This window comes from Nevskia soli, from assembly GCF_903970205.1.
Taxonomy (GTDB): Bacteria; Acidobacteriota; Terriglobia; order Bryobacterales; family Bryobacteraceae; genus Bog-113.
The window spans coordinates 1-10,818 of the sequence record NZ_CAJCHS010000401.1; the positions used below are offsets into that span (position 1 = coordinate 1).

12 protein-coding genes are annotated in these 10,818 nt (G+C 60.8%); 2 read left to right on the top strand and 10 right to left on the bottom strand.

Annotation, left to right across the window (positions count from 1 at the left end; all coding sequences use genetic code 11):
* The 10 genes from recO to H1Y01_RS17420 all read right to left on the bottom strand — a co-directional run.
* Positions 1-530, bottom strand: a 530-nt coding sequence (recO, locus tag H1Y01_RS17375; protein WP_219341656.1) for a DNA repair protein RecO, incomplete at its 3' end; no start/stop codon positions are given.
* A 275-nt stretch (positions 531-805) separates the two neighbouring features.
* Positions 806-1,597 carry a DUF899 domain-containing protein gene (locus H1Y01_RS17380; RefSeq protein WP_180541771.1) on the bottom strand — a complete coding sequence of 264 codons (792 nt, stop codon included), beginning with the start codon at positions 1,595-1,597 and terminating at the stop codon, positions 806-808.
* A gap of 167 nt (positions 1,598-1,764) precedes the next feature.
* Positions 1,765-2,166, bottom strand: a complete 402-nt coding sequence (locus H1Y01_RS17385; RefSeq protein ID WP_180541772.1) for an ArsR/SmtB family transcription factor — start codon at positions 2,164-2,166, stop codon at positions 1,765-1,767.
* On the bottom strand, positions 2,156-2,596 hold the full coding sequence (locus tag H1Y01_RS17390; RefSeq protein ID WP_180541773.1) for an SRPBCC family protein: 441 nt from the start codon (positions 2,594-2,596) through the stop codon (positions 2,156-2,158). The genes H1Y01_RS17385 and H1Y01_RS17390 overlap by 11 nt, the downstream gene beginning before the upstream one ends.
* Positions 2,597-2,652: 56 nt before the next feature.
* Positions 2,653-3,030 carry a hypothetical protein gene (locus H1Y01_RS17395; RefSeq protein WP_180541774.1) on the bottom strand — a complete coding sequence of 126 codons (378 nt, stop codon included), beginning with the start codon at positions 3,028-3,030 and terminating at the stop codon, positions 2,653-2,655.
* 66 nt (positions 3,031-3,096) lie between these two features.
* On the bottom strand, positions 3,097-4,704 hold the full coding sequence (locus tag H1Y01_RS17400; RefSeq protein ID WP_180541775.1) for an amino acid permease: 1,608 nt from the start codon (positions 4,702-4,704) through the stop codon (positions 3,097-3,099).
* On the bottom strand, positions 4,701-6,104 hold the full coding sequence (locus H1Y01_RS17405) for an APC family permease (RefSeq protein WP_180541776.1): 1,404 nt from the start codon (positions 6,102-6,104) through the stop codon (positions 4,701-4,703). The genes H1Y01_RS17400 and H1Y01_RS17405 overlap by 4 nt, the downstream gene beginning before the upstream one ends.
* The gene (gene thiE / locus H1Y01_RS17410; protein ID WP_180541778.1) at positions 6,080-6,718 is read right to left on the bottom strand and encodes a thiamine phosphate synthase; all 639 of its coding nucleotides are present in this window, start codon (positions 6,716-6,718) and stop codon (positions 6,080-6,082) included. The genes H1Y01_RS17405 and thiE overlap by 25 nt, the downstream gene beginning before the upstream one ends.
* Positions 6,719-6,978: 260 nt before the next feature.
* Positions 6,979-8,796, bottom strand: a complete 1,818-nt coding sequence (locus H1Y01_RS17415; protein WP_180541780.1) for a heparinase II/III domain-containing protein — start codon at positions 8,794-8,796, stop codon at positions 6,979-6,981.
* Between the two features lie 14 nt (positions 8,797-8,810).
* Positions 8,811-9,221 carry a hypothetical protein gene (locus H1Y01_RS17420; protein ID WP_180541782.1) on the bottom strand — a complete coding sequence of 137 codons (411 nt, stop codon included), beginning with the start codon at positions 9,219-9,221 and terminating at the stop codon, positions 8,811-8,813.
* 26 nt (positions 9,222-9,247) lie between these two features.
* Between H1Y01_RS17420 and H1Y01_RS17425 the strand changes: the two genes are divergently transcribed.
* Together H1Y01_RS17425 and H1Y01_RS17430 are read left to right on the top strand one after the other, a co-directional pair.
* A complete protein-coding gene (locus H1Y01_RS17425) occupies positions 9,248-10,063 on the top strand; it encodes an inositol monophosphatase family protein (RefSeq protein WP_180541784.1) in 816 nt (271 codons plus the stop codon).
* Positions 10,060-10,818: zinc-dependent alcohol dehydrogenase (locus H1Y01_RS17430; protein WP_219341657.1), on the top strand; the 759-nt coding region annotated here is incomplete at its 3' end. The genes H1Y01_RS17425 and H1Y01_RS17430, both read left to right, overlap by 4 nt.

Here is a 10,818-nt window from a genome sequence, read left to right on the forward strand (position 1 = left end):
CGTTTGCAATCCATGCACATCAGCCCGTGAGCGCCGCGCCGGAAAAATGCGCGCTCGCCTTCTTCATCGAGCGAGACGCCGCAGCTCAGGCAGACGTGCAGTTCCGGAAGCATTCCGGCCAGTTTCACGGCCCAGAGAGTGAAGTACGTGACGCCGCGCCACACGGCGCCAGGACTACCCGCGCGAATGTGCTCCAGCACGGACGTGATCAGGCGAAAAAACTTGTCGTTCGGCTCATGCGCGGGGAGGATTTGTTCCGAAATCTCCGCCAGGTAATCGAGCGAAATGCCGGCGGCGTAATCTGACAAAACGGCAAACTGGCTCTGCACAATATCGCAGGAATCGAGGTTGACCAATTCGCGGTTCTCCCGCTCGAAATACGCCATTCTCACTTGGGACAGCCGCTCGAGACCCGAGCCGAAGCCGTTTTTCTGACGCCGCGCGCGCTTGGCGACGCCTCGCAGTTTGCCGGCATCCCGCGTAAAGAAGCTTACGATCAGATCCGACTCTTTTAGTGGATAGGTTTGCAAAACGAAAGCTTCGCTCACACGAGCGGGCATAAGGCGCCACTGTGACGGAAATCTCAGGTTAGCATAGGGCTCTGGCGTACATCAGACAGCAATGTTTCTTGAGGGCGCCGTCCAGCACGCGAACGGGCCCGGCCGCGCTGTCGCGATTCGGGCTGTCCTCGAATAGCCCGCCGCCCACGAACCGCATCTTCAACCTTGCGAGCGCGACTACGGTTTCTCAGCAGCCGGCTGCTTGAAAGGCGGCGGGGACCCGCCCTTCACTAGCTCGCTCTTGCCTATGCGCTGCCCTCTCGGAAGGCGGCTACTCCAGCCTCCGTCACTTGGACCCACTTCGGGTTAGGCGAGGCTTCGGTGTCATAGTTATCGTGCCAGTTCCACCACTTATACGGCGGGGTTTGCGGGTAGCCCTCCGGCGAGTCCTCCCAGGTCTCCTGACGGCCGAGCGGCGTGAGATCGAGGTAAGTCCAGGTGCTCCCCATCGCCTCGTCGCCACGGTTGTTGATGAAGTAGGTGCGGAACACGCGCTCACCGTCGCGGAAGAACACGTTGTGGCCGTGCCATTGATCGACGCCAAAGTCCGCGTCGAAGCTATCGGTGATGGTGTACCAGGGTATCTTCTCCCAGCCCATCCGCGCCTTCAGGCGCGCGATGTCCGCCTGCGGTGCGCGTGAGGCGAAGACGAGGGTGGTGTCGCGGGCGTTCAGATGGGCCAGGTGGGCGATCTGATCGGCGCCGAAGGAGCAGCCGCGACAAGCGTGGTCGGGCCAACCGAACACCCCGGGTTCGAAGAACGCGCGATAAACGATCAACTGCGGCCGGCCTTCGAACAAATCGAGCAGGCTTACCTTGCCCTTCGGTCCCTCGAATTCGTACTTCTTGTCCACAGCGACCCAAGGCATCCGCCGGCGTTCGGCGGCCAGCGCATCACGCGAGCGGGTCACAGCCTTCTCCTTGACAAGGAGCTGCCGGCGGGCCGCCTCCCACTCCTCCGGAGACACGACTGGGGGTGTATTCATCACGAGACGCCCTTTGTCGGATCCATTGTCTTTCTCTTTGCTTGTTGCCATGTTCGTCCTCCTCTCCGAAATAGACCGGCATAAGTAACTACGAAAATCCCTTTCAACTTACCGGTAAACGCCGCCAGAATTCCCCCCGTGGATGTGGCTCCGGCGACCATTACCGCTGTTCTTGCGATACATACTGGGCACACCGCGTAAGTCTCCTTTTTGAATCTTTAACCCGCCTTCGGGCGCTTCCTCAATCGTGCGGGGGCTAAAGGAGCACGGGCAGGTTTGGCTTCAGCGTCTTCTTTGATGCGCAGCAAGGAACTCGCCCACAACGCTTCAAACGGACCTACCCAGCGCTCATAAATTTGACGGATGGGCAATACGTTCAGTGAGTTGATCCGCTGGCGGCGCTCTTCACGGGTATGAATTAGAGAGGCTTCGCGGAGTACGTCGATATGTTTCATCACACCGAACCGGCTCAGGTGCGGAAAAGCCTCGACGATCTCGGTGGTGGTTCGAGGGCCGTGGCGCAAGAGGTCGAGAATCGATCGCCTGGTTTTGTCTGAGAGGGCTTTCCACACGGCATCCAGCTCGTCTTCGGGCGCGTCAACTCCGCTCTCAACGCGCATGCGTGGAGCAGTCCTCGGCGACTTTGTCCAGCAGGTATTTCCAGCCGGTGGGCACGCCCGATCGGTGCGCCGGATCGATTAAGCCGATCGCGCGGTGACGGAAGTCCACATGGGTTCCACCCGGCCGCTCTTCGAGTTTCACTTCGATATGGTTCACCGCCGGGTAAGACATGAAAAAAGGGCCGCTCAGTTCCAGCAGCACGGGCGGCTTGATGACCTGCACGTGGCCCCAGAAATGGCCGATGCCGTTGCCCCGATCGCGGAACCACCGGCCGCCCGGCCACGGCTCCATCTTCATCTGCATCGATTCGCCCTGGGGGTTGGTGAAACTTTCGCCGAGCTGGCGCAGGACGCTCTGAAAGACGACTGCAATATCGGCGTCGATGTCCACGCTCTGGGTGGTGTTCAGGATTAAATCGTCAACAGTCACGCCGTCTCCTACGTGACCATATGGTAACGTTTCCGAATGGTAACGTCAACCGGAATTTACGTTCGCCGCGCGAAGATCCCCGCGAACGCCCCACGCGCGCTGTAAAAGACCAGGGACCAGAGAACGATCACCAGGATTGCCATCGGCAATCCGCTAGGCGCCATTAGCAGGTGGAAGAAGAAGATATTGGCGATTACCGGGGCCAGCAGTGTGAGCGCGAGCGGGACGTAGAAGTTCACCAGCAGCAGGATTCCGGGAATGAGTTGCAGCAGGAAGATTACGACCACATAGTGCGACTCGATGAGCGCGGTCAGAAACTGGCCGGCGACTCCCGGCGGTATGGGTCCGGGCAGGAAATGCAGGAAGCCGTTCAGTCCGAAAACCAGAAAGATCAGACCGAGCAGGTAACGCGCGATTAGTGAGGCAATTCTCATAGGTCTCCTCTTAACGGGTGAGATGGGACTTACAAATCGAGGACGGACTTACGTGTTAGAGCTCGATTATGGCTCCCGAGTCACCGCCTCGGGTACTTCGGCGACCTGCACAAGGCTGTTTTTGCGGCCGTACGCGAAATAGATCACTAAGCCGATAGCCAGCCAGATAATAAGGCGCGCCCAGTTGATCCAGCCCAGCTTATACATCATGTAGCCGTTGAATACGATGCCGAGTATCGGAACTACGGGCATCAATGGGGTTCGAAACGGGCGCGGTTGAGCGGGGTTCGTCCGGCGCAGAACCATGATCGCGATGCAAACAATCACAAATGCCAAAAGCGTCCCGATGTTGACCATCTTGCCGATATCGTCAATCGGCGTGATTGCGCCGACGATTGCGGCAAGCAGGCCTACCAAAATCGTGTTCTTGTAGGGTGTCCGGAACTTAGGATGAATCGCGGCGAAGAACTTACGGGGCAGTAAACCGTCCTTCGCCATTGCGTAGAGTACCCGGGTCTGGCCCAGTAACATGACCAGCATGACGCTGGTCAGTCCGGCAAGCGCGCCGGCGGTGATGATGTTCGAGGCCCATCCGAGGTTGCGGTCGAGGAACGCGCGGGCAATGGGCGCTTCGATATTGACTTCGCGCCAGGGGACCATTCCGGTGAGCACGCCCGCAACTCCGATATAGAGCAGCGTACACACTCCGAGCGAGGCGATAATCGCGATGGGTAAGTCACGTTGGGGATTTTTGGCTTCCTGCGCGGTGGTCGATACGGCGTCAAATCCGATGTACGCGAAGAAAATGTAAGCGGCGCCAAGGCTAATTCCGGAGAAGCCGTACGGCGCGAACGTCGACCAGTCATGCCCCCAGTTCGATGGGTGGATGTATTGCGAACCCAGGGCGAGAACGAAGAGAACGACGCTGACTTTCACAACCACGATGCCGGCGTTGAAGTTGGCGCTCTCCTTGATGCCGATTACAAGGATGGCCGTGATGATCAGGGCGATCAGGAATGCCGGAAGGTTGAACCCAATGTCGATTCCGAACCAGTGCGGCGCATTGAGTAACTGGTGCGCGCGGACGAGAATGTCAGCGGACGGAGCGCTCTTGATAACGTCCAGGTGCTGGAGAAACTCCTGCGTTCCGGGTAATATCGACGGGAAGTTCACCATCGTCTGCTGCCGGGCGACCTGGTCGATGGCAGCGCGCAGGCCGGTCCAATGGTCATAAGCCAGCCATAACGGAATCTTCAAATGAAAGATGCGCAGTAACTCGATAAAGTGATTCGACCATCCGGAGGAAACCGTGCTCGCGCCCATGGCGTACTCAAGGGTCAAGTCCCAACCGATAATCCATGCGACAAGTTCGCCAAGAGTTGCGTACGCATAAGTGTAGGCGCTTCCGGCGAGAGGGATCATCGCGGCGAACTCGGCATAGCAGAGACCTGCGAACGCACAGCCCAGGCCGGAAAGTACGAACGACAACATTAACCCGGGACCGGCGTAGTGCGCGCCCAGTCCGGACAGGACAAAGATGCCGGCGCCGATAACGGCTCCGATCCCGAGGGCGGTTAGCGAGAATACGCCCAGCGACCGCTGCAGGCCGTGCCGACTTTCGTGCTCTGCCTCGGCAATTAGCGAAGGTAGAGACTTCTTAGCGAAAAGATTCATATTGGAATGCCTTCCTTTTTCCGCCTTAAGTAGTAAACAGGTACGCCGAGCAGGACGATGACGAGCCCGGGCAATGCGAATCTCGGTTTATAGAACAGCAAGAGTACGTCGATGACGGCCGCGGCAGCTATGTAGAGAGCCGGTAACACAGGATAGCCGATGGCGCGATACGGACGCTCCATGTCCGGTCGCTTGCGGCGCAGCACGAACAGCCCCGCGATCGTCAGAATATAGAACAGCAGCACTGCAAAGATCACGTAATCCAACAGATCGCTATATTGGCCGCTCAAGGTCAGCAAGATCGTCCAGATGCCCTGGATCACCAGAGCGAATACCGGCGTGTGATGCAGCGGGTCAACGCGCGCCGCACGCTCAAAGAAGAGTCCGTCGAGCGCCATGGTGTAGTAGACGCGCGCTCCCGATAGGATCAGGCCGTTAATACACCCAAAGGTCGAGATCATGATTGCGCCCGCGACCAGTTTGACGGCGATCGGTCCGAGGACTGCGCCGGCAGCCGCCGTGGCGACGCGATCTTCAGGGGCGTGCTGGATCTGCGCCAAGGGCAGCACATATAGATATACGAAGTTACAGGCCAGATAGAGTACCGAGACGACGGTCACTCCGAACACAAGCGAGAGCGGTAGATTGCGCCGCGGGTTGCGGATCTCACCGGCGGTGAACGTTACGTTGTTCCACGCGTCGGACGAGAACAGGGCGCCAACCATGGCTACGCCGACTAGCTTGACGGTGGTGAGTGTCCATGAAGAGTTACGCCAGAAATCGGTGAAATTCTCCTTGGCTGCGGGATGCTGTCCGAACGAGAAGCCAATGACGATTAGCGCCAGCAGCGCCGCGGTTTTCGCGAACGTGAAGACGTTCTGCACCATCGCCCCTTCGCGCACGCCGCGCGTGTTCACCCAAGTCAAGAGCGCTACAGCGGCGATGGCCACGAGCTGTTGGGTAGTCAAGCCGATGTGCCCGGAACCAATCAAGTAGTTGCTCGCGGATACTCCCGGGAAGAAGACGCCGGTGTACTTCGCAAACGCAACGGCGACCGCGGCGATGGTGCCGGTCTGAATGACGAGGAACATTGTCCAGCCGAAGAGGAAGCCGCTCAAGGGTCCGAACGATTCGCGCAGATAGACATACTGGCCGCCCGCTTTAGGCATCATCGCCGCGAGTTCACCATAGCTCAACGCGGCGAACAGAGTCATCAGGGCAGTGATCAGCCAAACGAGGATTAGCAGTCCTGGGGATTGCACCTGGCGCGAAATGTCGGCCGAGACGATGAAAATGCCGGAGCCGATCATCGAGCCGATGACCAGAGTGGTGGCGTCGAGGAGACCCAGGCCTTTGACGAGCCCGGCTCGGGAACTTACTGGCGCGTCCGTTGTAGCCATAGTTCCATTCGTTGGCGGAGTGAGGATTGGTCTAACTTATCGGGCAGGAGTGCGGCGATTACGGCGACGGAGTCGGCGCCCCGATCGAGGACTTCGCGGGCGCGGTCGAGAGTGATTCCGCCGATTGCCACCAGCGGTTTCGTTGTTGCAGATCGGGCTTCGCGGAGTTGCTTGAGACCTACCGTGGGGTCGGGCCGATCTTTACTCAAGGTGCTGAAAATAGGGCCGAAAGCCAGATAGTCGACCGGCTGGTTGGCTGCCGCGGTGAGTTGCTCGATGTTGTGGGTTGAGAACCCTACCTTCACTTCGGGCCCGAGGACTTTGCGGCTGTCGATCGGCGATAGATCGTCCTGTCCGACATGGAGGCCGGCGCCCAAGAGCTTCGCGAAATCGGCGCGGTCATTCACGATGAAGGTAGATTTAAAGCGGTCGCAGTGGGCCGCGATATTGCCTGCCTGCAGGTACGCGGCTCGCGTCCAATGCGGCTTGTGGCGGAGCTGCAGGATTTCCGCTCCGGCCGTAAGCCATGTTTCCGCGACAGCCGCCCAGTCCGAGCAGCCGCGCTGCTGGAGGGCTGCGGTGTCGAGGATCGGGTATAAGCGCGGGAGATTCACCGATGCGTCATGATAGCGTGACGCGCGGTGCGAAGTCGAACCCTACGCCGGGCCGGCAGCCCGTGGTGTAGTCGAAAAACACGCTGGCTCACGCGCGCGGCTCCCTCGAAAATGCCCCCAACATACACCGTTCCACCAGGATAGGGTCCAACGCGGCTTCCAGCGCAGGACCCTCCCTTTCGGTCGGGCTCGGAGTGGGGCTGTACGGTGCCTTTTCATCCTTGGTTGTGAACCGACGGAGCGGTTATTATCGCGGGCTGCTAGACCGGGAAACGCTTGGTGACGACTGGTTTCGGCTGGCCGGTGCGATGCGGGGTCAGTAAGACGTTCAGTTCCAGTTCCGGGATCTTAGGACCCGCGCGGACCACCAATTTCTTCGTCCCGGAGTCTGTCACCACGTCGAATACGGCGTGGTGCGGCGAGAGGATCTCACAGGATAGCGACCAATCGCCCTTGCGTAGCTCGGCCGTCTGGCCGCTGAAAATGATATCCGCATCGGTCATCATTCCCCACAGCGCGTCGACCGGCTGCGTCGCGAGAATCGAATCCTGAATCAGCAGCGCTTGCTTCTGTGCGATGCCGACCCGGCGCGTCCACTGTTTGAGCTTCGCCGGATACGCCTTGCTGAGATCGATCTCCACCCATCGCAGATCCGGGTCCGTTTCATGGAGCATGAGCCGCGCTTCCGCGCGCTGGTCCTGATTCGCACCATCGATCAGGACGGTGTTGTGAGACTGGGTGCTCGTCTTGAAATAGGTGAATCGCTTGGGACCGAAGTAGCCGGGTTCGTTGTAATCGTCGGGGCCGGGATCGAAGGCCCAGCGCGTTCCGCCGGCATCGAAAACGAATGAGCCCAGGTCCAGATGCGTGTGGTTGGCCTTGTTGTCGCCGCCCTTCACGCCGGCGAAGAGCGCGTTGGGGTCGTCCCACGCAGATCGCAGAAACGCCGTCTGAATGCCGGTAAACAGGGCGTCGAGGGGCCAGTCTTCCGTGTGGGGCGTGCGGGCGTCTTTATCGAACCAGACCAGGTCGAGCGGATCAGCGTGGGGTTCGTGGTCGGCGTCTCGCTGCTCCGCCCATGCGTAGACGGGCTGATTGAACCGGCGCGCGAGCCAGAACATTTCAGGCGCGGTACCAGGATCGTCGGCGGCATCGCCGAAGTTGAAGGTTTTGTTCGAGGGTCCGATGAAGTAAACGCGGAAGCGGCCGGTGCGCTCGAAGCCGCGCGAAGAAGCCAGGCCGGCGTCGGTACCCGTCGCGCTTTCGAGCGATGCAATGAAGGACACGATGTAACGCGTCGCGTAATTCCAGTAAGCCGGGCCCTCAGGCCATCCGCCGTCCGTGCCGTACGTGACCAGCGCGCGGGGCAGCGACTCGAGAGCGCTGCGCAGGATGGTCCGGGCGCGGTCCGGTTCTTCCGCCGCGACGGCAAGCGCGCCGATGCCCGCGCCGCTATTGCAGACCAGATTCCAGTTATGGTTCGCGGCGACCCACGAGGCATTCTCTTTGTATTGCGCGATGGCTGGATCGAGACCTTTCACGGCCAGGGTGCCGCGGATCCAGTCACGATCCGTCTGGCTCAGCGCGGGATAGAGCCAGTCATAGCCGATCGCGAACGCGTGCGTCATCTCCGCGACATCCAGAAAGTGAGTGGGATTCCAATCGGGGAACAGCGCGGCGGCGCGGAGTTCTTTCAGCGCGCGATCGAGAAACTCGGGGCGGCTTTCGAGGCGGTAGAGCAGGGCGAGCAGGTAGATACGATCGAGCACGCGCCGGCTCTGCGCGATCAAACGCGGGCCGATGAGCTTGTATTCCGACGGCGGCGCAGTCTGGAGTTTCTCCGCGTCGCGAAGGAGGCCCTCATGCAGTTTGCGCGCGAGCGGCACGTCATGCACCAGAGCGTGAACCCGCTGCAAATCGGAATCGAGGAGGATCAGGCGCGGGTGGGATGTGTTCAGGTTTTCGAGCGGGTCGCCGAGGGCGCGAGCGGTCTGCGGGAAGACGGCGCCGACGGCCGCAAGCTGCGCCAGCAGGAAACGTCGAGTCATGATCTTGGAACTGGCGTAAGCGCCGGGCATGGCGGCGGAGACGATTATGCGGCGCCGCGGCGGCGGGTCCGCACTTCTTCCTTTTCGCGCCCCTTTTCGTCCTCGGCGTACTTGCGCAACTGAACGGGAGATGGCGCCACGATCAACTTTTCCATGTCTTCGCCGGAGGTGATCAGGTATTCGAGATGACGTTTGGCGAGTCGCGCGCACCAGGGGTCCGTTACTGAAACGCCGAGGTCTTTGGCTGTTTGGAACACTACGGGAAGGGGTAACGCAATTGTTTTTTCCTGTGGGGGCGCTGAGGCGTCCGCTTCCGTCGCGGGGGTCAGGATGAACTTGACGTCAATGGTGTCGCTATGGCGAATGGAGATCGCGGTCTGCAGCCATTTGAACCAAACCAGCCACGTTTCACCGAACGGATCGGGGCCGCAGCGGAACTCTCTGAAATTCTCCATCCCCCGTTATCTTAACCTTACATTTGATGCCTAACTCGGGAACCGGCCGTTACCGGCGTGAGATTGAGATCGGTTGCGAGATCGCCCGCAATGCGGGAAGGACCGCAATGGAGTATCGCAGCAAGGGCGTGGGAGTGGAGTCGAAGAGCGACGACTCGCCGGTGACGATCGCCGATCGCGAATGCGAGAAGTTGATTGTCGCGGCGCTGCGCCACGCGTTCCCGGATGACGGACTTCTGGGCGAAGAGGGCGCTGCCCATGAGAGCGCCAGCGGGCGGCGATGGATCATCGATCCCATCGATGGGACGCGAGATTTCATCCGTGGCACCCGGGCGTGGAGCGTGCTGATCGGTCTTGAGGACCACGATGCGGTGGTCGCGGGCTTCGCGTACTTCCCCTCGTACGACGAACTGTTCTATGCGGCAAAGGACGCGGGCGCGTGGTGGGTTACGGGTCCGAACGCCGAGCCGGTGCGGATTCACGCAGCCACCGCAAATAAGCTAAGCGACGCGTTGGTGTGCGTCAACGGGTTGAGTTACATGCACCGTTACCCGTTCGGCGAAGATTTGGTCGAGTGGATGGCGGGGACGTGGACGGTGCGCAGCATGGGCGGTTGCGTGGACGCCATGCTGGTGGCCAGCGGGCGCGCGGATGTGTGGCTGGAAGCGCAAGCCAAGCCGTGGGATCTGGCGCCGCTAAAGATCATCGCGGAGGAAGCGGGCGCGGTGACGTTCGACTTCGCGGGGCGCGAGACGATCTATGGAGGCAACTTCGTGATCACCGTGCCGGCGCTGGCGGACGAACTCAAGCGGTTCGTTGGGAAACGCGAGGAGGCGGCGTGAGCACGACAGCGGTCGCCGAACTAACGGGCATTCGTCAGTTCAGCGTTCTCGAGCGGCGGGTAGAGGACCCCGGGCCGGGTGAAGTGCAGGTGCGGGTCGCGGCCGTCGGCGTGTGCGGGTCGGATCTGCATTCCTACTCTGAGGGTTCGGTCGGCGATCAGACCTGCAAGTACCCGATGGTCTTGGGGCATGAACCGTCGGGGGTGGTCGTTCGGGTGGGGGCGGGCGTAACCGGGTGGGCGCCGGGCGATGAGGCGGCGCTGGAACCGGCGATGTATTGCTACCACTGCGAGTTCTGCACGAGCGGTCATCACAACGTCTGCTCGAATATCCGCTTCATGAGTTCGACGGAGGATGCGGGATTCTTTCGCGAACGCTTGAATGTGCCGGCGCGGAATCTGCTGCCGCTGAGCCGTGGGATCGGGCTGCGCGAGGCGACGCTGATCGAGCCGATGGCGATCGTGCTGCATTCGCTGAAGTTCGTTGCGCCGCAGCTGGGCGATAAGGTGGTCGTTTTCGGGGCTGGGCCGATCGGGTTGCTGACCGTTGTGGCGCTTCGGCTGGCGGGCGTCGCGCGGATCTTCACGGTGGAACCGGTCGCGCATCGGCGCGAGATGGCGCTCGCATTGGGCGCGGATGCCGCGATGGACCCGTCCAATGCGGATGTGGCGCACGAGATTCGCGGGGAGACCGGCGGGCGCGGGGTCGACGTGGCGTACGACTGCGCGGCCAAGGGCGAGACGACGAACCAGGCG

Coding starts and splice junctions, on each gene's coding strand:
- H1Y01_RS17380 (WP_180541771.1), bottom strand. CDS start 1,597: ATGGCAACAAGCAAAGAGAAAGACAATGGATCCGACAAAGGGCGTCTC.
- H1Y01_RS17385 (WP_180541772.1), bottom strand. CDS start 2,166: ATGCGCGTTGAGAGCGGAGTTGACGCGCCCGAAGACGAGCTGGATGCC.
- H1Y01_RS17395 (WP_180541774.1), bottom strand. CDS start 3,030: ATGAGAATTGCCTCACTAATCGCGCGTTACCTGCTCGGTCTGATCTTT.
- H1Y01_RS17400 (WP_180541775.1), bottom strand. CDS start 4,704: ATGAATCTTTTCGCTAAGAAGTCTCTACCTTCGCTAATTGCCGAGGCA.
- H1Y01_RS17405 (WP_180541776.1), bottom strand. CDS start 6,104: ATGGCTACAACGGACGCGCCAGTAAGTTCCCGAGCCGGGCTCGTCAAA.
- H1Y01_RS17415 (WP_180541780.1), bottom strand. CDS start 8,796: ATGCCCGGCGCTTACGCCAGTTCCAAGATCATGACTCGACGTTTCCTG.
- H1Y01_RS17420 (WP_180541782.1), bottom strand. CDS start 9,221: ATGGAGAATTTCAGAGAGTTCCGCTGCGGCCCCGATCCGTTCGGTGAA.
- H1Y01_RS17425 (WP_180541784.1), top strand. CDS start 9,248: ATGCCTAACTCGGGAACCGGCCGTTACCGGCGTGAGATTGAGATCGGT.